Here is a 19,781-nt window from a genome sequence, read left to right on the forward strand (position 1 = left end):
GAAAGTTGATTGGCTTTTTGCTTCAGCCGCAGCACCAAAGGCGCTAAACGACCTCCGCTTTTCGTCGCGCTTCGTTTCGTTCAGTTTTCAAGGAACGAAATAATCCTATGGACTCTTCATGGAGCGGGTGATGGGAATCGAACCCACGACATCAGCTTGGAAGGCTGAGGTTTTACCACTAAACTACACCCGCATAATTTTTGATAAAACACCCATCACAATCTTTCATGCCCCTTCCTCTGCCAGCCGATTCAAAGAAGCTGGATGCGTCGGGGCAACTCGAAGCGTATTCGGCGAAGTGAAGGCTCGTGGCTGAGGTTTTACCACTAAACTACACCCGCATAATATTTAGTTTAACAAAATCGGGAAGACAGGATTTGAACCTGCGACCCCATGGTCCCAAACCATGTGCTCTACCAAGCTGAGCTACTTCCCGATGATGGCGCGCTCGAGAGGATTCGAACCCCTAACCTTCTGATCCGTAGTCAGATGCTCTATCCAATTGAGCTACGAGCGCAATAGATTATTGCACCAAAGAGACGGATTATATTTTAGCAACTCGCTGTGTTGCTGTCAATAGTTTATCTAAAAAATGCGGTCGAGAGGACTTGAACCTCCACGGGGTCGCCCCCACTAGGCCCTCAACCTAGCGCGTCTGCCATTCCGCCACGACCGCATATTGACTAATCAGTGCGGGTGGAGGGACTTGAACCCCCACGCCGTGAGGCGCCAGATCCTAAGTCTGGTGCGTCTGCCAATTCCGCCACACCCGCTAATATGGTGAGCCATGGAGGACTCGAACCTCCGACCCTCTGATTAAAAGTCAGATGCTCTACCTACTGAGCTAATGGCTCATGGTTGGGTATACACTCCAGGTACTACCTAGCTCTACCTGCCTCTTCCTCTGCCAGCCTATTCAAAGAAGCTAGGTGCGTCGAGGCAACTCGCAGCGAACTCGAAGATGCAGCGCTCGTTACTGAGCTAATGGCTCATGTATTTAACACATAAAAATGGCTGGGCCAGCTGGATTCGAACCAGCGCATCACGGAGTCAAAGTCCGTTGCCTTACCGCTTGGCTATGGCCCAGCGATTTAGTGCAATGGCGGTCCCGACGGGACTCGAACCCGCGATCTCCTGCGTGACAGGCAGGCATGTTAACCACTACACTACGGGACCACAAATCGCGGGGATCACCCCGCGCTATTCAGTGACCCGTACGGGATTCGAACCCGTGTTACCGCCGTGAAAGGGCGGTGTCTTAACCACTTGACCAACGGGCCACGCATATACGTATTGGAGTGGCGGAGAAGGCGGGATTTGAACCCGCGCGCCGTAAAGCCACGACCTAACGGTTTAGCAAACCGTCCCCTTCAGCCACTTGGGTACTTCTCCAAAGAAATGGCTCCGCAAGTAGGATTCGAACCTACGACCTACCGGTTAACAGCCGGTTGCTCTACCGCTGAGCTATTGCGGAATGATGAAAAAATTATATGTCATGCATATCTTTACGATGTGCTCGTTGCCTCTTCCTCTGCCAGCTAATTCAAGAAAGCGAGATGCGTCGAGGCAACTCGCAGCCAATTCGAAGATGTGAGGCTCGTCGCTGAGCTATTGCGGAATGATGTTTGACAATCGACATTGTTTATTATATTGAGCAACTTGTCGTTTGTCAATACGTTTTCCCGCAACTTCCTCTGCTGTTTTCCGCCGCTTAGCGACGGCTTCTATAATTTAGCACACGATCATCCTGATTGTCAACCTTTTTTCGCAAAATGTTTTGTTTGATTATTGGCATTGACTGGACATTATAGTTTAACAATTCTTGACGAAAAGGTAGCTTGTCTATTTTCTCGACTGACGAACACCAAGGCGTGACGGAAGACCGAACAACCACCCGCTTCACAGACCCATGCATGGGTCTGAAAGCGGCGTTGTTCAGTCGCCCGACAGTCGATCGGGCTATGTAAAAGCTACAAATGTTAAAGTTTCAAATTGCATCTACTCTGAAAATACCTGAGCTTCAAAATGTGTAAAACCGTAATATTCGACATAGAGATATTTTCATCCTTCCGATGGCAACCAAATTTTTCTGTCATGGGAGTCTAGGATCGTTTGAGCTTGCTTCGGCAGCGGCCGCAAACATAACGGTCTATGTTGATCCGTCTTTTGCGGCGGTAGGTGAGGCCGCATGACGTGCAAATGTATGTGTAGATCGTTTTCGGCGCTTTTGTATTTCGAGCAAGCGGACGACAATAGCGAGGCGCCCCCACTTTTTGCAGCAGTTCGCGGAAGTCGCGGTCGCGGTGGCGGTAGCCTTTTCCCTCAAGGTGCAAGTGGTAATGGCAAAGCTCGTGTTTGATGATGGCGATCAATTCTTCCTCGCCGAACTGCTCGTAATGTTTTTTATTGAGCTCAATGTTGTGCGTTTGCAACATGTAGCGCCCGCCGGTGGTGCGCAAACGAGGGTTGAAGAAAGCGGTATGGCGGAACGGCTTGCCGAACACGCGAATGGAAATTTGTTCGACAAGGGCTTGCAGCTGCTTTTGGTCCATGGCGGGTCTCTCCTTCATCTTTTGGCACAGGACAATTCACCATTACATACACATATATTACCTTTCCACTGTCAGGGAGGTGACTGATTTTGCCTACATGGCTGAAAAATCAGATGAGACGAGCCTACTATGAGAAAAACCGTGAGCAAATTAAACTGTTGAACCAATGCTGGTTTTTTTATCGGAGAAAACACTGCTCCTAAGGCAGTGCTTTCTCCATTTCACTCTTTCGGCGGCACCATCGACAGCGATATTCTTCCCTTCGCCACATCGACATGCTCGACCCATACTTTGACGACGTCGCCGACCGAAACGACATCGAGTGGATGGCGCACGTATTGTTTGCTTAGTTTGGAAATGTGCACGAGCCCGTCCTGTTTGACCCCAATGTCGACAAAGGCGCCGAAGTCAACGACGTTGCGCACGGTTCCTTCCAGCTCCATGCCTGGCTTCAAATCTTCCATCTTCAACACATCTTTGCGTAATAGCGGCTTGGGCAGCTCGTCGCGCGGGTCGCGCTCTGGGCGGCACAACGCGTCAATGATGTCGCGCAACGTCAGTTCTCCGATGCCGAGCTCGGCAGCCACCATCTCGACCTCGATGGCTTGCAGCGCCTGGCGCAGTTCATCACTGCCAATGGCGGCGGTCGTAAATCCTAACTTACGCAACAGTTGCTTCACTTCCGCGTACCGCTCGGGGTGAATCGGCGTGCGGTCAAGCGGTTCGTCGCCATCAACGATGCGCAAAAAACCGATGCACTGCTCGTACGTTTTCGCTCCGAGCCGAGGAATCGTTTTCAGCTCTTCGCGGTTGCGGAATTTCCCTTGCTCTTCGCGACGCTTGACGATGTTTTCTGCAACGGTTTTCGTGAGCCCGGACACGTACTGAAGCAGGGAGACGGAGGCAGTGTTGACGTTGACACCGACTTGATTGACGACCGTCTCGACGACGAAACGAAGCGACTCGGCAAGCTTTTTTTGCGACACATCGTGCTGGTATTGGCCGACGCCGACCGATTTTGGATCGATTTTGACAAGCTCGGCGAGCGGGTCTTGGACGCGGCGGGCGATCGAGACGGCGCTCCGCTCTTCGACTTGCAGGTCGGGAAACTCAGCGCGTGCAAGGTCGGAAGCAGAGTAGACGCTCGCTCCTGCTTCATTGACAATCAAATAAAAGATATCGCGTTGCACATGCTTCAGCGTGTCGGCGACAAACTGTTCGGTTTCCCGAGATGCTGTTCCGTTGCCAATCGCGATCATATCAACGTGATAGTCATCAAGCAGGCGAAGAAGTTTCGCGCGCGCCTCTTCTTTTCGCTCTTGCGGCGGATGCGGATAGATCACATCAATGCGAAGCAGTTTCCCCGTTTCGTCGACAACGGCGAGCTTGCACCCAGTCCGATAGGCTGGGTCGATGCCGAGCACCGTTTTTCCTTTGAGCGGCGGCTGGAGAAGCAGTTTGCGCAAGTTTTCAGCGAAAATATGGATGGCCCGCTCCTCCGCTTTCTCCGTCAACTCGTTGCGGATGTCGCGTTCAATGGCAGGCTCCATCAGCCGCTTGTATCCGTCCTCGATCGCTTCTGCCACGATGGGAGCGGCCGGGGACGATTCATCAGCGACTGTTTTTCGCCGCAAATAGCGAATGATGTCCTCAACAGGCGCCTTGATCGAGACGCGCAGCACCTCTTCCTTTTCACCGCGGTTTAACGCCAACACGCGGTGCGGAACGATTTTAGCGAGGGGTTCCTCGTAGTCGTAGTACATTTCGTACACACTCTTTTCGTCCTTTTCCGGCGCTTTGGCAACCGAAGCAATCGTTCCTTTCCGCCGCGTCTCGTCGCGCACCCATTGACGAAGAGCAGCGTCATCTGCCACTTTTTCGGCGATGATATCTTTCGCACCTTGAAGCGCCTCTTCAACGGTTGCGACTCCTTTATCTTCGTTGACGAACATTTCGGCCTGTTGTTCCGGAGTTGGGGCCGGTGGACACGAAAGGAGCCATTCGGCAAGGGGTTCAAGCCCTCTCTCTTTTGCGATTGTTGCTTTCGTGCGCCGCTTTTGCCGATATGGGCGGTATAAATCTTCGACTTGTTGCAACTTCGTGGCCTCAAGAATGTCGCGCTTTAACTCTCCCGTCAACTTCCCTTGCTCATCAATGAGGCGAATCACTTCCTCTTTCCGTTGCTCTAAATGCTGCAAATACTCCCATCTCTCAAGCACTTCACGAATTTGCACTTCATCGAGCGCCCCAGTCATTTCTTTCCGGTAGCGGGCGATAAACGGGATCGTGTTTCCTTCTCGATGGAGCGCAATGACGTTTTCGACTTGCTTTGCTGCCAGCTGCTGCTCGGCGGCAATGACTTCAATGAGCCGCTGTTCGTTAGCCAAGCGATTCCCTCCTTAATGATATGGGACTTGAACGCTCTCCCACCTACGCTAACGCTTCGAGGTGGAAGTGGGGGATGAATCGGTTTAGGATAATAAAAAAAGCGCTACCTGTACGCAGCTGCTTTGTGAAACAGTATACATAGATGAAAATGGAAGGACAGACCGTTCCGGAAAGGCCGATCTGCCCGTCTCACCAACGTGAACACTCGATAATCAAGACCGATGCCGCACGTCAACGCCGCTTTCCCCATCCGCTCGGCCGCCCGTTGGCAACCGAAAACGCCGTTTCTCCTGTTCGCTGTTATGCCAAAAGCAAAGGTTTTTCGCTCTATCAAAAGTCGATCAGCCCTAAGCTAATTTGCAGCGCCTCATCGACTTTATCCATCATTTCATCGTCCAAATGAGTGATTTTATCGGTCAGCCGTTGCTTGTCGATCGTGCGAATTTGCTCAAGCAAAATGACCGAATCGCGTTCAAACCCGTAGCGTTTCGCGTCAATCTCGACATGCGTCGGCAGCTTCGCTTTTTGGATTTGCGCCGTAATCGCCGCGACAATCACCGTCGGGCTAAAACGATTGCCGATATCGTTTTGGATCACCAACACGGGGCGCACGCCGCCCTGCTCCGAGCCAACAACCGGGGAAAGGTCCGCAAAATACACGTCGCCACGTTTGACAATCAAAGCATTACCCCCCGCTAACTAAGCGTTCAACGGTGTGGTCGGCCTCGTATTCAGCATGAAACGCTTCAGAAGCGATAGATAAATTGATTTTCGCCATTTCCATGTAGCCTCGTCTCATCGCCTCACGAATTTGCCGTTTCTTCCGCTCGCGAATGTACATTTTCGTCGCTTGATAAATGAGTTCATTGCGGTTGCCGTTTTCCTGCTTTACGAGCACGTCCAGTTCTGTCAGCAGCGACTGCGGCAAACGAACGACGATTTCCGCTGTTGCGCCAGATTCCGACACAAATATACACCTCCACGAACTGCAGCCATTGATTGCTTCCACTTCATGATACCATTAAACAACGGCGCTGCAAAGTCATTTCTCCATTTTCTATCCTTTGTCTTCCGAAGCAGATTATGCATCGCTTCATCCGCGACCAACGGCGTTTCTCACTTCCATTATACGCTTATTTCGGAAAAAAATACGGGGCACCCGGTAGCCGATCGTGCACGGCACTTCATAATTGATTGTGCCCAAATGGCGGGCGACATCATCGATGGAAATGACTTCGTCCCCTTGGCGGCCAATTAATGTCACCTTCGTCCCGACAGGCAACGGCTCCGGCAGGCGGATCATGCATTGATCCATGCAGATACGGCCGACGATCGGCGCCCGCTGCCCGCCAACAAGCACATGAAAGTGCTGCAGGCGGCGCAGCCAGCCGTCCGCATAACCGATTGGAATCGTGCCGATCCACTCTTCCGTCTGCGCGGTGTACGTCGCACCGTAGCTCACCTTTTCGCCTGGTTGCAGTTTTTTGACGTGTACAAGGCGGCTATGGAGCGAAAACGCCTCTTTCAATTCGTATGGGAGGAGCGGCTTGATGTCCGGCGATGGGGCGAGCCCGTACATCGAAATGCCAAAGCGAACCATGTTGAACGCTCGATCGGAAAAACGAAAGGCCGCCGCGCTGTTGGCGCAATGAACGAGCGGCGGCCGCGACGGCAGCCAGTCAAGCATATGCAAAAAGCGGGCGTATTGATAAGAAAAGTAATCCGTATTCACTTCATCAGCGGTCGCAAAATGCGTATACACCCCTTCAAGCACAAAGGGCGGATGGCGATCGATCAAGGCCGCTATTCGCTTTGTCTCCTCTTCGTCTTTCACCCCAAGCCGTCCCATTCCCGTGTCCATCTTTAAATGGAAATGAATCGGGGTCGAACCGTTATACAGCGATGACGCCTTCTCGAGCCAATCAGAGCGAAACACGGTTAAGGCGATGCGGTGTTCGGCGGCCAACGCCACATCCTCGGGACGAGACGCCCCAAGCACTAAAATCGGGGCATCGATGCCTTTTTTTCGTAAGGCAAGCGCCTCGTCCAAAAAGGCGACGGCCAAGCGGGAAGCGCCCGCTTCGAGCGCCGTTGCCGCCACTTGGGCATCGCCGTGCCCGTAGGCGTTCGCCTTGACAACGGCCATAATTTGCGTACCCTCCGGCAAAAAGCGGCGCAAATTCGCGACGTTGTCGTAAATGGCGTCCAAATCAATTTCCACCCACGTATCGCGGTGAAACTCGTCCATCCTCTCTCGCTGCCTTTCTAGTCATAGCCAGTTTGAAAGCGCTTGAATCGATTGGATTCCTTTTTTAGTTTACCATGTTCCTAGGGAAGAAGGAATAGGATGAGCGGCGGAAAAATGAGAAAAACGGCGGAAAACATTGGAGATCGCAACGATTCGTCCACTGTCCTGCCTTCACTGCTTCTGCACAAAAACAAAAAGCAGCTTCTCCGCTTCAACGCGGAAAGCCGCCTGTTTGCAAAACCGCACTGTCATTTTGCCGCTTTTTCTTGCACTGAGCTGGCGACCATCACCATTTCTTCCGGCGTCAAATCGTCCGAGGCGAGCGTAAACTCCGCCCCATTGTACCACCATGTCAACGTTCGGTCGGTGAGGGCGCCAATGGTGAATCCTAAATCAACCGGGTCGCCGTTGACAAGAACTGGCATGCTTGTCGCCGGAAGCACATCCGCTTTTTCTTGCACGAGCGTAAACGATTTTTTGCCGCCGAATGTCATAATGACGCGCGTGCCGTTTTCACCTTTCACTTCTTTTTCCTCGAGCGCTTGAACCCCTTTCGGAAGCTGACTCGGGTACATGACGGCCATCACTTGCTCTTTTCCTTCGGCCATCGTTGGCACCTCAAGACGGGCGCCAGTCATGTTTTTCTTTGTATCAAACGCGTCATCATCAAACTTTTTGTTAAACTCGACGTTGGAAAACTCGACCGTCAACAGCGCTTTCCGGTCCGTATCCATCACTTTGACCGAGACGGGCGCCAAATCTTTTTTGCGCAGTGTAATCTCTTGGGTTGGAATGACTTCGCTGTTCGGGTAGTTCGTTTTCGTCTCAAACACATAGTAATCGTCCGTCGCCTTAAACTTCGCCTTCGAATCGCTCAAAATGTCTTTGACGAGCGATTCGTACAAATACGCTTGGCTGCTGTTTTTCGGCCAATCGCTCACAAACTTGAAGGTTTTGTTGAGCGCCGGCGTGAAGACGAACACCCCTTCGTCATTGCGCAAAATCATTTGGCTTTGTCCTTTGTCGGCGTTTTTCAAGCTGACGCGGTAGTAGGACGGCTGCTTGTGCCACACTTCAACATGATACACTTGCGGCTTCTCACCGGTGCGGAACGTCATTTTCGCCTCAGCCTGATAACCCGTCATCTCATCGACCTTTTCATCAAGCGCCTTCAGCACCTCTTCCTGCGATTTCGACCCGCAGCCAGCCAAAGCAAACAGAAAAATGATGCCGACCAACGCCATCAGCACGTTTCTGCCCATCGCTTCAACCCCTTTGCCTCATATATCGATTTCTACCCATGCACTACAATATATGAGACAACTTTCGGGAATATGCAGACTAGCCATGGCAAGCATCAGCCGGCGTCATCGGTCCAAGGCGCTCAATGACGACTTGGGCGACGGCGTAATCGCGGCTATGGGAAATGGACAGATGAACCGTCTCGCCATCGCGGCGGGCAGCAATGCTCGGCTTTCCGTGCTCATCGGAAACGATCTCGATGTCTTGAAACGATAGATGCCGCCCGATCCCCGTTCCGAGCGCTTTGGCGTACGCTTCTTTAGCCGCAAATCGCCCGGCGAGAAACTCTGCCTGTCTTGCGGGCGGCAACTCGCCAAACTGCGCTTTTTCACGCGGCGTCAAAATTCGCTCTGGAAATTTGCGGCTCCGCTCAAGAAGGGAGCGGATCCGTTCCAACTCTACAATATCAATGCCAATGCCGACGATCACTGCTTCCTCACCTATCCTATCCGCCCTGATGGTCGGACAAATTTTTTATGAGAGACCCGCATAAGATGGCTTATAAAAAACGCCCCATTTCCGCGAAGAAGGGAGACCAACCCGTGTTTCAACATGCAAGCGATGTCCGCTCATTTGTCCGCCTTTATCCCGTCGTTGCCGCCTTATTATTGGTCCATATCGCCGCATGGCTGTTGTTTTCTCTTCCCTTGACAGCGCTTGAACCCATTTGGCAATACGCCGTCGGGACGAACGGCGCGATCCGCCATGGAGAGTGCTGGCGGCTTGTCAGCCCAATCGTGCTGCATCGCGATTTCCACCATATGGCCGCCAACAGTTTGTCCTTATGGCTGTTTGGCCCCTGGCTGGAGCGCGCACTTGGGAAAAGAAAGTTTTTGTTTCTGTATATCGGAGGCGGAATCGGCGCCAATGTCGCCACTTTATTCCTTCTGCCGCCGCTGTACACCCATGTCGGGGCGTCGGGCGCCATTTTCGCCTTGTTTGGCATGTACAGCTACCTCGCCCTATTCCGCCGCGACTTAGTCGCCCCCCGCCACGCCCAGCTGCTGCTTTCGGTCATGGCGGTTCATTTGCTGATTGGCATCATGACACCACATGGGAATTTATTGGCCCATCTATTTGGCTTCGCCGTCGGCGGCCTGCTTGCCCCCTTTTTGTCCATCCGCCCCAAGCGGCCGTCGTTTTACATGCCTCGGCTATGAAAAAACGGCGCTTAATGCGCCGTAATCCGCCGTTTCTTCGTCCGGCTGCGGGCTGAGCCGTCCGGGCGGCCGCCCCGTTTTTTCTCCCGCTTGACCGCTAAAGGCGGCTCTTCCGTCAATTGCACCGGCGTCGTATCCGGCTCGCGCGTCAACATTTTCAAGCAGGCAGCGACAATCGTTACCGAATCGTGCTCTTCAAGCAATTCTTCCGCTGCCCGTTTGTAAAATGACAGGTTTTCGGTCTCCACGACGTTGAGAAGCTTTTCGATAGCGATACGCTGTTGGCCTTCGAGCGCCTCATCAAGTGTCGGCGGCTTCATCCGCTCCATTTTCCGCTTCGTCGTCCGCTCAATATGGTGAAGCTGGCCGATCTCCCTTGGAGTGACAAACGTCATCGCCACCCCTGTCTTGCCGGCGCGCCCGGTGCGCCCAATCCGGTGGACATAGCTTTCCGGGTCTTGCGGAATATCAAAGTTGTACACGTGCGTTACGCCGGAAATATCCAAGCCGCGCGCCGCAACATCCGTCGCCACTAAAATTTCAATCGCACCTTCCTTAAACTTGCGCAGCACCGACAGCCGTTTCGCTTGGCTTAAATCGCCATGAATGCCTTCCGCTGCATAGCCTCGCAAGTTGAGCGCCTCTGCCAGCTCATCGACACGACGCTTCGTGCGGCCGAACACGATCGCGAGCTCCGGCGCCTGAATATCGAGAAGCCGCGTCAAAATGTCAAATTTCTTTTTCTCGTGCACTTCTAAGTAGTACTGTTGAATGTTCGGCACGGTCATTTCCTTTGCCTTCACTTTGACAAGTTCCGGCTCGTTCATGAAGCGCTCGGCAATGCGGCGAATCGGATCCGGCATCGTCGCCGAGAACAGCAACGTCTGCCGCTCGGCCGGCACATGGCTTAAAATCACCTCAATATCTTCGATAAAGCCCATATTGAGCATTTCATCCGCCTCATCGAGAACGACCGTATGCACATGCTCAAGGCGGAGCGTCCCGCGGTTGATATGGTCGATAATACGGCCCGGCGTCCCGACGATCACGTGCGGATGTTTTTTCAAAGCACGGATTTGCCGCTCGATATCTTGACCGCCGTAAATCGGCAAAACGCGCACGCGCTTGACGGCGCCGATTTTGTACAGCTCTTCTGATACTTGGATGGCGAGCTCACGCGTCGGCGCGACCACAAGCGCCTGAATGGCGCCGTTTTTCACATCCACTTTTTCTACGATCGGAATGCCAAACGCCGCCGTTTTCCCCGTTCCGGTTTGCGCTTGACCGATTACGTCTTTATTTTGCAGACTGAGCGGAATCGTCTTTGCTTGAATCGGAGTCGTCTCTTCAAACCCCATCCGCTCGATCGCTTTCATCACTTCTTGGCTTAATCCTAATTCTTGAAATGTCGTCAATGTTATTCAAACTCCTTATAAAAAATCGTCCCTTTATCCGAGAGAAAGGTTTGACAGTTATCATACCATGTTATGCGGTGATTTGCAATGATGGGCATGGGCAGCGCGCAAAAATGTTTCCACCTCAGCAAACAGAACGTGCCGATCGATGCTATGACAAACATGATGGAACGAATTGGGCAAAAGCAACAGCTTTTTTTCCGCCGATCCAATCTGCTCATATAAATAATAGGCGCTTTTTAGCGGCACGATCCCATCTTTTTCTCCTTGCACAATGAGCGCGGGTGCCGCGACGCGCGGAAGTCGGGGACGCACATCGCGAACGAGTTTGCGAAACTCCCTGACAGCTGAAAACGGCGTCGCCATCATTTTGTTTCGATAGCGGAGAAACAGTGGGTGCTCCCGCGCTCCTTTCCATCCATTGGCAAACATCTCGCGGATGTCGCGCCATAATTGGCGCGGGTTGACATAGTAAAACGCAGCGCTTAGCAGCACGAGTTTGGCGACCGGGTATTTTTCCGCCAAGTAGACGGCGATCACTCCACCCATTGAAAACCCAATGACATACACCACACTGCAACGGTGATGGAGCGCTAAAAACGCTTGTTCCGCCGCTGCGATCCATTGGTCGTATGTAATTCCTTTCAACCGCAGTTCGCTTCCGTGGCCCGGCAAGGTCGGCGTTTCGATCATCCAATCGGTCCGCTCTCGCAAATAATCGGCCAGCGGCGCCACTTCTTCTGGACTTCCCGTAAACCCGTGAATACATAAACAGCCGATCATCATTTCCACCCCCGCCCGAATGAAAAGCGGCGCCTGTGACGCCGCTTTTAGTTTCTCTCGGGTTGCTTGATGTTACACCCAATATCGAAGCAACTCTTCCAATTTCATGCCGCGCGATGCTTTCAATAAAACAATGTCATCCGAAGTCGCGACGGAACGCACGGCCTCGGCCAACGCTGCTTTATCGTCGAACTCCCTCACCCGTCCATCATCAAAAAATGGGGCGGCCGCCGCGGCGATATGGTGCGCCAGCGGCCCGTAAGTGAACACATAGTCCACCATTCCCGGCCGCAACACCTCCCCGATCTCTCGATGAAACGCCACTTCTTCGTCACCAAGCTCCAACATATCGCCCAATACGGCGATTTTTTGCCGGTAGCCGCCTAATTCCCCAAGCAGCGTCAAGGCGGCGCGCATCGATGTCGGGCTAGCATTGTAGGCGTCATTAATGACGGTAAAGCCATATTTCGTCTTGACGACTTCCGTACGCATGCGCGTCACTTGCAGGCGGGAGAGAGACGCATCAATGCCTTCCCAATCGATGCCGAAAAAGCGGGCGACCGCAATGGCGGCGAGCGCGTTGTACACATGATGCTTGCCTAATACCGGCATAAACAGCGTCCGGCCGGGGAGCGCATTGATGACAAACGATGTTCCTCCCGCTTCAATGCGCACATCGGTCGGATAGTAATCGTTCTGTTCGCCCGCCCCGAACGTCACGACATGGCGGGGAAGCGGCAACTTCGGCACGCGCTCCGTCAAGAGCGGCTCATCGCCGTGGTAGACGAATAAACCATCATGGTGCAAACCCGCCAAAATTTCCAACTTCGCCTTGGCGATGCCTTCCCGCGACCCGAGCTCCTGCAAGTGTGCTTCTCCGATATTCGTGATGACCGCTGCGTCCGGACGGGCGATCATGGTCAGCCGCTCGATTTCGCCAAACCCGCTCATCCCCATTTCGACAACGGCCATCTCCGTCCCTTCGTCAAGCGAAAGAAGCGTCAGCGGCACGCCGATGTGATTGTTCAAGTTCCCTTCGGTCTTTTGCACTCGATAGTGGGTTGAAAGCAGCGCGGCAATCATATCTTTCGTCGTCGTTTTGCCGTTGCTGCCAGTGACGCCGATCACCTTCATTCCAAGCTGCTCGCGGTAGCGGGCGGCGAGCCGCTGCAATGCCAAAAGCGTATCATCCACAACGACCACTGGCACACCTTCCGGCGGCGTTCCTTCCCTTTCCGCCCACAGTACGGCGGCGGCTCCTTTTTGCACCGCTTCTTGCACGAAATCGTGGCCGTTAAAGGTCGCACCGCGCAACGGAACGTACAAGTTGCCGGCTTGGATCGTCCTTGTGTCGGTTGACACACCGCTTACGACCATATTCTCCCATTCCGGCTTTAAACACTGTCCGTCAGCCATTTCGGCGATTTGCCGCACTGTCCGTTTGATCATCGGCTCTCACCTCTTTTCTTTTTTGAACGTGTACGTGATCGTCTGCTTTTCTTGATGTCGTTCCAATGCGAGCGCGATAAGCCGTTCAATCAGCTCCGGGTACGGCACACCGCTGTGCTGCCAAAGAAGCGGGAACATGCTGTATGGCGTAAAGCCTGGCATCGTGTTCACTTCGTTGATATAAACAGCGCCATCTTCGGCGAGGAAAAAATCGACGCGCGCAAGTCCAGACAAATCCAGCGCCTGAAACGCCGTAATGGCCATTTGTTTGATCGTCTCATACTGTTCTTTCGTTACGTCCGCTGGGATGATCAATTCGGTTTGCCCGTCTTCGTATTTCGCTTCATAGTCGTAAAATTCCTTTTTGGGAACAATTTCGCCAACGACCGAACAAATCGGCTCATCATTTCCGATCACGCCGATTTCAATTTCGCGGCCGACAATCGCCTCTTCAATAATAATTTTTCGGTCATACTGAAATGCCTCGATAAATGCGGCTTTTAAATCGCCGCGCTGCTTGCATTTGGAAATGCCGACGCTCGAACCGGCGTTGGCTGGCTTGACAAAGCACGGGTAGCCAAGCTCTCGTTCGATCCGGTCATACACCGTCTCGCCTCTTTTTTGCCAATCGTACTTCGTCACGGCGATATATTTTGCTTGGCGCAACCCGGCCTGCGCAAACAAGTTTTTCATCATCACCTTATCCATGCCGACCGCGGAAGCAAGCACCCCGTTGCCGACATACGGAATGTTCAATATCTCAAGCAACCCTTGCACCGTTCCGTCTTCGCCGTTCGGCCCATGCAAAAGCGGGAAAATGACATCGATCGTTTCCTCGTTTCCTCCCGCAGCCGAATCGGCAGCCGGAACTTGGTTCAAGGAAACCGGAATCAAGGCGGTCGCCGCCGAAGTGAATTGCAGCTGCTTGATTTCCTCGATCGGTCCGGTCAACTGTTCGCCCTTGATCCATTGACCTTCCGGTGTAATATAAATCGGAATGACATCGAATTTATGAGGATCAATGGCGTTCATCACCGCCATCGCCGTCGACAACGATACTTGGTGCTCCGGTGATTTGCCGCCGTATAACACGCCAACTTTCGTTTTCATCATCGTTCCTCCTCTTTCCTTGGCCATCGTTCCTATTGTAACACGTTTCGCGCCCAACGGTCTGATATTTTATATGTACGATGCAGGTTGTTTCGCCACCCCCCATAAGCGATAAGGAACAAAAAAGTGAGGGTGTTTCCAAAGGTGGTTCTTCTTTCAACAAAGCACAACATATCGTTTTCCAGCATTTGTTTTACACGTATATACAGGAATAAGAAAAGGTGCCCCGACCGTTTTGGGACACCTTCTGTCGCTACGGATGCAACACGCGCCAAGCCATGCGTTGCGGCATGGCCGCTACCACTTCGGCGAGCGCTTCTTGCCCCGTTTTTTCCACGCCGGCAAAATAATCGGACACACGGCGGAAAAACCGGTTTTTCTCCACGTCATCCATCAACAAGCGAAGCATGTGCTGCTCGCCGCTTTCTGGCCCGACCAAATGATAAATGAGACCATTTTGCTGTAAATATTGCAAATTGATGCGCTCCTGCCCAGGCAAGCAATCGATCGTAAAAATCGGAATGCGCTTATGAAGCAACTCGCTGACCGTCACCCCGCCTGGTTTCGTAATGACGGCATCCGCCTCTTCATACAGCCGATTCATCTCTTCCGGGTCAGCGATGTATGGAAGCGGCCGGATATGAGGCAGCTGCCAGCTGGCGATTTCCTCGTACAGCTGGCGATTGGCGCCGCACAGCACCGAATAGCGGAACAACGTTGACGTGCGGGCCGCCCGCAAAAACGCCAGCATATTGCCAAGCCCTTGGTTTCCACCGGCGACAAGCACATGAGCAGGCTGCCGCTTGCGTCTCGCTTCCGACCGATTCATAAACACATCGTGCACTGGGATGCCAGTGACGATGATGCGTCCTTTGTCAACCCCGTACTTCGTGGTCAGCTCCCATTTCGCCTCTTGATGGGGAACAAAATGATAGTCAATAAACCGTTTCCCCCAGATGCTGTTCATAAAAAAGTCGGTGTAGACATTGACAACTGGAACCGTCAGCACCCGTTTTCGCTTCAGCCGCTGCAAAATGCGTGACGGAAACGAATGGGTGCAGACGATTAAATCCGGCCGTTCTTCTTCCACCATCTTTTTCATTTTGCTTTCAAAATAAGGCAGCCATGGCTCAAACGAAATGAACTCAAACCGGGGCGGCTCTTGGTACATCAGCGTTTTGTACACACGGTGGTACGAAGCAGGATGCGAGCGAATCCAGCGCAAGTAGGCCTCTGACACCATTTTTTCCATCAGTTCATTGCAATAGCTCAAAAAATCGATCTTTTTGCTTTCGACCGCCGGAAACTGGCGGCGCAAAAAATCCATCAACGTATCGGCTACTTTATGGTGTCCCGTATTCATTTGAAACAGCGGCAAAAACAATACTTTCATCATCGATCGCACCCTTTAGCTTTCGAAAGATTTTTTGCGCCTCCGCTGCCCAACCCATGCCGCAAGCAAAAAAAGCAAAAACAACGCCAAACCGGCAAGCGGAAAAGAAATCAGGGGGATATGGATGCGCTGGCCGAGCCAAAGCCCCGCCGCGGTCAACGGAACGGCCCAACCTGCCGTTCCAAGCGCCGACAGCAACAAAAACGGCCCGAACGGAAACCGGCTCACTCCCGCCATATACGGGCAAATTTGCCGTACCCCGGGAGCATAGCAGCCGAACAAAATCCCCCATTTGCCATAGCGGCCAAACCAGCGGCGAGCCCGCTCCCAACGTTCAGCCGTAATTCCGACGCACTTGCCGTACTTTTGCACAAACGGCGCCCCCCACCACCGGCCGGCGCCATAGGCCGCCACCATGCCCGTCATCGCTCCGCCCCAGCATGAAGCGAGCGACGGTCCAAGCAGCAACTGCTCCTTGGCAACCATCACGCCGACCAAAAAGAGCAAGCTTTCCTCCGGCGCCGGAATGCCGACAATGCCGCAAAACAAAAAGAAAAACAGCATCACATATCCATATGACTGGACATACGGCAACCATACGCTTGTATCCATAGCTCCCCCGCTACATCGCCGAGATTTGTGTATTAGTTTGCACATTTCTCAGTTCCGTAATCGTCACCCAACGCATCTTTTTCGCTGCTTCATCCTTAAACAGCAGCTCGAGCGCTGACAACATTTGCTCTGGCGCGCGTTTGTCAGCACCTAACGCATCCCCATTGTCATGAAGCACAATCACCGCCCCGCCGCGTATGGACGAACGCAAGCGGCGGAACAATTCCATTGTACCAATTTTTTCGTTCCAATCGCCAAGAATATGCGACCATAACACCGTTGTATACCGCTTTTGCACGATCGGCGTCCAAGCGTTAAAATGCCCCCACGGCGGGCGGTAATACACCGGGCGTTGGCCCGTCGCCCGCTCAATCGCCTTAGCGGCGCGGCGCACCCCCCAATCCAACCAAAGCGGCGGCAACAGCCAATTGCTGATGTGGCGGTAATTATGAATCCCAATTTCATGGCCTTCTTCGGCCATCCGCCGCACAATATCCGGATAGCGCTCGACTTTGCGGCCGACAACGAAAAACGTCGCCTTCACGCCATATTTCTTTAATAAATCAAGCAACTTTGGCGTATAATACGGGTCGGGGCCATCATCAAACGTCAGCGCCAGACAATCGGATGCCGTTCCCTCCCGAAACAAACGCACCCGCTTTTTGCGAATGATGATCGTCGGTACAATCCCATAAATGGCAATTCCCACAATGAAACAAACGAACAACCAAGCCCACATGGCATTCACCTCTTGATTGTACTTTACCAATATTTCTTCTCTCTGAAAATAGAAAAATGAATTTTCTGTATTCGAGATCATCACGATGTAGGTGTTTTATCATATAACAAACAAATGAGAAATCGAAAAGAAAATCATGAAAATTTCATGCAGACCGTCCAGTTTTCTTACTATACGAAAACCGCCATCGCTTGGTTTCCTCCCGAAGCTCGGTGGAATTTGCTATAATACATAACGATACACGAGCGATTAAAAAAAGACAGGTGATCCGCATTGCGAAAAAAAATCATTTTAACCGGCGGCGGCACAGCCGGCCACGTGATGGTCAACGTCGCCCTCATCCCGAAATTGAAAGAGCTGGGATGGGATATCGTTTACATCGGATCTCATCAAGGGATTGAACGGGAGATTATCGGCCGCATCGACGGCGTCCCGTACTATTCGGTTTCGACTGGAAAACTGCGCCGCTATTTTGACTGGAAAAACTTTAAAGATCCATTCAACGTGCTGAAAGGCGTTTGGCAGGCGTACCGCCTGATCCAAAAAGAAAAACCGGACGTCGTCTTCTCAAAAGGCGGATTCGTCTCCGTTCCCGTCATTCTCGGCGCTTGGCTGAACGGTGTGCCGTCGGTGATCCATGAATCTGACTTAACCCCCGGGCTTGCAAACAAAATCGCCATGCCGTTTGCGACAAAAATCTGCCTCACCTTCCCGGAAACGAAGCAATACGTCAATGCCGATAAAGCTGTCTACGTGGGCGCCGTCGTCCGCGAAGAGTTGAAGGATGGCAACGCCGAACAAGGGAGGAAGATGTGCCAGTTCGACGGAAAAAAACCGGTCTTGCTGGCGATGGGCGGCAGCTTAGGCTCGAAAAAAATTAACGACGCCTTGCGCGCCAACCTATCGACGCTTCTTGCCGAATTTGACATCATCCACATTTGCGGCAAAGGAAACATCGACCCAAGCCTCGCAGGCCAAAAAGGATACAAACAGTTCGAATACGTCAACGAAGAGCTGCCCCACTTACTCGCCTTGGCCGACATCGTCGTCTCCCGCGCCGGGGCGAACGCCATTTTCGAACTGCTCGCCTTGCGCAAGCCGATGCTGCTCATCCCGCTCTCGAAAGCGGCAAGCCGCGGCGACCAAATCCTTAACGCCCGTTCGTTTGAAAAAGCAGGCTATGCTGAAGTGCTGATGGAAGAGGATTTAACGAACGAATCGCTGCAAGCCGCCATTCACCGCCTATATGAAAACAAAGACCGCTACCAAAAAAACATGGAGAAAGCCGGCGCAAGCGATCCGCTGCAAACGCTGCTTGCAATCATTCAAGACACCGCCCGTTTGTAAAAACAGGCGATGCCCGATGCGGCCAACCAGGGCCGTTTTTCGGCATCGCCTCGTTTTGTTTTCATCACCACACAACGAGCCTTCTCTCCTTTACACCGGCTCAAGCCGATAACGGTTGATACGGAACACATGGTCGCACAAGAGATCGATATCTTCATGATGTTGTACTGGAATTGTGATGCTGGCTCAGTCTTAGCACTCAGCTAGCACTACGGGTTATTTTTATTCAAATTTTTTCTCTTTCCATTTCCTTCCCCCAACCAGAAAACCGCCCGGCGGAACAACCCCGCCAGGCGGCACGACTAGAAGTATAAGAAATAAATGACAACGGCCAGCACGATCCGATACACCGCAAACGGCACGAGGCGGATGCGGTTGATGAGCTCAAGGAAAAAGCGGATCGCGAGCAAGGCGAAGACAAAGGCGCTAAAAAAACCGGCGATGAAAAACGGGATATCGGCGGCGGTGACATATTGCCAGTTTTTCAACAGCGACAGCCCGCTCGCCCCAGCCATGATCGGAACAGCCATAATGAACGTGAAATCGGCGGCGGCGCGATGGCTCATGCCGACAAGCACCCCGCCAGAGATCGTCGAGCCGGAGCGGGAAAAGCCGGGCCACAAGGATAAACATTGCATCAAACCAACAAAAAACGCCTGCTTGTACGTAATTTGGTCGACCGTCTGCGTCCGCGCGGCTTTTTTGGCGAATTTGTCGGCGGCGATCATAAGCAACGCGCCGAGCACAAGGCCGATCAGCACCGTTTTTGTCGAAAACAAATGTTCATCGATGTAATCTTCAAACAAGACGCCGAGCACCCCAGCCGGCAGCAGGCCAATGATGACGTGAATGAGGTTAAGGCGCGGATGTCCGCCCGGATGGCGGCCGCGAACGCCAAGCAAGTCGAGAAATCGGTCTTTAAACACGACCACAGCGGCTAAAATCGAGCCGAGCTGAATGACGACTTTAAATGTATTCGCCGCGTACTTGCCTAAAAACTCTGTGGATTTCAGCCAAAGATCGTCGACAATAATCATATGGCCGGTCGAGGAAACAGGGGCGAACTCGGTCAGCCCTTCGACCATCCCTAAAATGATCGCCTTCCATAATTCCATCCAGTGCATGTCCTTCCATCCTTTCTGCGCGGGGTCGTCCTTTCTATACATATGGGCCAAGCGGGTGGAATAACACTCCGCTTTTGGCCGCGCCTGCTCTATTGTACTACAAATCTTTGTCTTGTACTACCCGCGCTTTTTCTAGGCAGCGACCTTGTTTTCGAGACA

General features: G+C 52.7%; 18 protein-coding genes and 11 tRNA genes. 3 read left to right on the forward strand and 26 right to left on the reverse strand.

The window, feature by feature from the left end:
* Positions 1 to 119 precede the first annotated feature (119 nt).
* From JCR24_RS13125 to JCR24_RS13180, 12 genes are all read right to left on the reverse strand, one after another.
* Positions 120 to 193: transfer RNA gene (locus JCR24_RS13125), tRNA-Gly, on the reverse strand.
* Positions 194 to 362: 169 nt separating this feature from the next.
* Positions 363 to 436 (reverse strand) — tRNA-Pro (locus tag JCR24_RS13130).
* A 4-nt stretch (positions 437 to 440) separates the two neighbouring features.
* Positions 441 to 517 (reverse strand) — tRNA-Arg (locus JCR24_RS13135).
* Positions 518 to 593: 76 nt separating this feature from the next.
* Positions 594 to 676, reverse strand: a tRNA-Leu gene (locus JCR24_RS13140).
* 15 nt (positions 677 to 691) lie between these two features.
* A tRNA-Leu gene (locus JCR24_RS13145) sits at positions 692 to 773 on the reverse strand.
* 5 nt (positions 774 to 778) lie between these two features.
* Positions 779 to 854 (reverse strand) — tRNA-Lys (locus tag JCR24_RS13150).
* A gap of 157 nt (positions 855 to 1,011) precedes the next feature.
* Positions 1,012 to 1,086: transfer RNA gene (locus tag JCR24_RS13155), tRNA-Gln, on the reverse strand.
* Positions 1,087 to 1,100: 14 nt separating this feature from the next.
* A tRNA-Asp gene (locus JCR24_RS13160) sits at positions 1,101 to 1,176 on the reverse strand.
* 32 nt (positions 1,177 to 1,208) lie between these two features.
* Positions 1,209 to 1,280: transfer RNA gene (locus JCR24_RS13165), tRNA-Glu, on the reverse strand.
* 19 nt (positions 1,281 to 1,299) lie between these two features.
* Positions 1,300 to 1,392 (reverse strand) — tRNA-Ser (locus JCR24_RS13170).
* 7 nt (positions 1,393 to 1,399) lie between these two features.
* Positions 1,400 to 1,474, reverse strand: a tRNA-Asn gene (locus JCR24_RS13175).
* Between the two features lie 628 nt (positions 1,475 to 2,102).
* A complete protein-coding gene (locus JCR24_RS13180; RefSeq protein ID WP_013144047.1) occupies positions 2,103 to 2,552 on the reverse strand; it encodes a SprT family protein in 450 nt (149 codons plus the stop codon).
* Positions 2,553 to 2,641: 89 nt separating this feature from the next.
* Between JCR24_RS13180 and cmpA the strand changes: the two genes are divergently transcribed.
* Positions 2,642 to 2,755 carry a cortex morphogenetic protein CmpA gene (cmpA, locus tag JCR24_RS13185; protein ID WP_013144046.1) on the forward strand — a complete coding sequence of 38 codons (114 nt, stop codon included), beginning with the start codon at positions 2,642 to 2,644 and terminating at the stop codon, positions 2,753 to 2,755.
* A gap of 18 nt (positions 2,756 to 2,773) precedes the next feature.
* On the opposite strand, the gene JCR24_RS13190 is transcribed toward cmpA, so the two are convergent.
* From JCR24_RS13190 to acpS, 6 genes are all read right to left on the reverse strand, one after another.
* The gene (locus tag JCR24_RS13190; protein ID WP_014194685.1) at positions 2,774 to 4,939 is read right to left on the reverse strand and encodes a Tex family protein; all 2,166 of its coding nucleotides are present in this window, start codon (positions 4,937 to 4,939) and stop codon (positions 2,774 to 2,776) included.
* 331 nt (positions 4,940 to 5,270) lie between these two features.
* Complete coding sequence (gene ndoA, locus JCR24_RS13195; protein WP_003253417.1) at positions 5,271 to 5,621, reverse strand: type II toxin-antitoxin system endoribonuclease NdoA; 351 nt, start codon at positions 5,619 to 5,621, stop codon at positions 5,271 to 5,273.
* A gap of 4 nt (positions 5,622 to 5,625) precedes the next feature.
* Positions 5,626 to 5,907, reverse strand: a complete 282-nt coding sequence (locus tag JCR24_RS13200) for a CopG family ribbon-helix-helix protein (RefSeq protein ID WP_011229742.1) — start codon at positions 5,905 to 5,907, stop codon at positions 5,626 to 5,628.
* A gap of 126 nt (positions 5,908 to 6,033) precedes the next feature.
* Complete coding sequence (gene alr / locus JCR24_RS13205) at positions 6,034 to 7,188, reverse strand: alanine racemase (protein ID WP_238980769.1); 1,155 nt, start codon at positions 7,186 to 7,188, stop codon at positions 6,034 to 6,036.
* Positions 7,189 to 7,436: 248 nt separating this feature from the next.
* Positions 7,437 to 8,450, reverse strand: coding sequence for a LolA family protein (locus JCR24_RS13210; RefSeq protein ID WP_014194683.1), 1,014 nt, complete (start codon positions 8,448 to 8,450; stop codon positions 7,437 to 7,439).
* A gap of 79 nt (positions 8,451 to 8,529) precedes the next feature.
* Complete coding sequence (gene acpS, locus JCR24_RS13215) at positions 8,530 to 8,919, reverse strand: holo-ACP synthase (RefSeq protein WP_011229738.1); 390 nt, start codon at positions 8,917 to 8,919, stop codon at positions 8,530 to 8,532.
* Between the two features lie 113 nt (positions 8,920 to 9,032).
* Here acpS and JCR24_RS13220 point away from each other — a divergent pair, with 113 nt between their 5' ends.
* Positions 9,033 to 9,650, forward strand: coding sequence for a rhomboid family intramembrane serine protease (locus JCR24_RS13220; protein ID WP_014194682.1), 618 nt, complete (start codon positions 9,033 to 9,035; stop codon positions 9,648 to 9,650).
* An 11-nt stretch (positions 9,651 to 9,661) separates the two neighbouring features.
* Here the strand turns inward: JCR24_RS13220 and cshA are convergent, their stop codons facing one another.
* From cshA to JCR24_RS13255, 7 genes are all read right to left on the reverse strand, one after another.
* Entirely contained in the window at positions 9,662 to 11,065 is a 1,404-nt protein-coding gene (gene cshA, locus JCR24_RS13225; protein ID WP_238980770.1) for a degradosome RNA helicase CshA, read from the reverse strand.
* Positions 11,066 to 11,125: 60 nt separating this feature from the next.
* Positions 11,126 to 11,848 carry an alpha/beta hydrolase gene (locus JCR24_RS13230; protein ID WP_011229735.1) on the reverse strand — a complete coding sequence of 241 codons (723 nt, stop codon included), beginning with the start codon at positions 11,846 to 11,848 and terminating at the stop codon, positions 11,126 to 11,128.
* 72 nt (positions 11,849 to 11,920) lie between these two features.
* A complete protein-coding gene (locus tag JCR24_RS13235) occupies positions 11,921 to 13,297 on the reverse strand; it encodes a UDP-N-acetylmuramoyl-tripeptide--D-alanyl-D-alanine ligase (protein ID WP_021322023.1) in 1,377 nt (458 codons plus the stop codon).
* A gap of 6 nt (positions 13,298 to 13,303) precedes the next feature.
* Positions 13,304 to 14,407, reverse strand: a complete 1,104-nt coding sequence (locus tag JCR24_RS13240) for a D-alanine--D-alanine ligase (protein WP_033024531.1) — start codon at positions 14,405 to 14,407, stop codon at positions 13,304 to 13,306.
* A gap of 253 nt (positions 14,408 to 14,660) precedes the next feature.
* The gene (locus tag JCR24_RS13245) at positions 14,661 to 15,803 is read right to left on the reverse strand and encodes an MGDG synthase family glycosyltransferase (RefSeq protein WP_042382250.1); all 1,143 of its coding nucleotides are present in this window, start codon (positions 15,801 to 15,803) and stop codon (positions 14,661 to 14,663) included.
* Positions 15,804 to 15,815: 12 nt separating this feature from the next.
* Positions 15,816 to 16,412, reverse strand: a complete 597-nt coding sequence (locus JCR24_RS13250) for a DedA family protein (protein WP_129447549.1) — start codon at positions 16,410 to 16,412, stop codon at positions 15,816 to 15,818.
* Positions 16,413 to 16,422: 10 nt separating this feature from the next.
* Complete coding sequence (locus JCR24_RS13255; protein ID WP_015373786.1) at positions 16,423 to 17,151, reverse strand: polysaccharide deacetylase family protein; 729 nt, start codon at positions 17,149 to 17,151, stop codon at positions 16,423 to 16,425.
* A gap of 273 nt (positions 17,152 to 17,424) precedes the next feature.
* Here JCR24_RS13255 and JCR24_RS13260 point away from each other — a divergent pair, with 273 nt between their 5' ends.
* The gene (locus tag JCR24_RS13260; RefSeq protein WP_238980771.1) at positions 17,425 to 18,498 is read left to right on the forward strand and encodes an undecaprenyldiphospho-muramoylpentapeptide beta-N-acetylglucosaminyltransferase; all 1,074 of its coding nucleotides are present in this window, start codon (positions 17,425 to 17,427) and stop codon (positions 18,496 to 18,498) included.
* A 302-nt stretch (positions 18,499 to 18,800) separates the two neighbouring features.
* Here JCR24_RS13260 and JCR24_RS13265 read toward each other — a convergent pair whose 3' ends face one another.
* Entirely contained in the window at positions 18,801 to 19,622 is an 822-nt protein-coding gene (locus JCR24_RS13265) for an undecaprenyl-diphosphate phosphatase (protein ID WP_013144033.1), read from the reverse strand.
* Positions 19,623 to 19,781: the final 159 nt, after the last annotated feature.

Source organism: Geobacillus sp. YHL, from assembly GCF_022341265.1.
Classification (GTDB): Bacteria; Bacillota; Bacilli; order Bacillales; family Anoxybacillaceae; genus Geobacillus; species Geobacillus thermoleovorans.

Bases quoted from the DNA above. Each gene is read 5' to 3' on its own strand.
- JCR24_RS13255 (WP_015373786.1), bottom strand. From the start codon at position 17,151: ATGTGGGCTTGGTTGTTCGTTTGTTTCATTGTGGGAATTGCCATTTAT.
- JCR24_RS13245 (WP_042382250.1), bottom strand. From the start codon at position 15,803: ATGATGAAAGTATTGTTTTTGCCGCTGTTTCAAATGAATACGGGACAC.
- JCR24_RS13250 (WP_129447549.1), bottom strand. From the start codon at position 16,412: ATGGATACAAGCGTATGGTTGCCGTATGTCCAGTCATATGGATATGTG.
- JCR24_RS13235 (WP_021322023.1), bottom strand. From the start codon at position 13,297: ATGATCAAACGGACAGTGCGGCAAATCGCCGAAATGGCTGACGGACAG.
- JCR24_RS13210 (WP_014194683.1), bottom strand. From the start codon at position 8,450: ATGGGCAGAAACGTGCTGATGGCGTTGGTCGGCATCATTTTTCTGTTT.
- JCR24_RS13230 (WP_011229735.1), bottom strand. From the start codon at position 11,848: ATGATCGGCTGTTTATGTATTCACGGGTTTACGGGAAGTCCAGAAGAA.
- JCR24_RS13265 (WP_013144033.1), bottom strand. From the start codon at position 19,622: ATGCACTGGATGGAATTATGGAAGGCGATCATTTTAGGGATGGTCGAA.
- JCR24_RS13180 (WP_013144047.1), bottom strand. From the start codon at position 2,552: ATGGACCAAAAGCAGCTGCAAGCCCTTGTCGAACAAATTTCCATTCGC.
- alr (WP_238980769.1), bottom strand. From the start codon at position 7,188: ATGGACGAGTTTCACCGCGATACGTGGGTGGAAATTGATTTGGACGCC.
- JCR24_RS13240 (WP_033024531.1), bottom strand. From the start codon at position 14,407: ATGAAAACGAAAGTTGGCGTGTTATACGGCGGCAAATCACCGGAGCAC.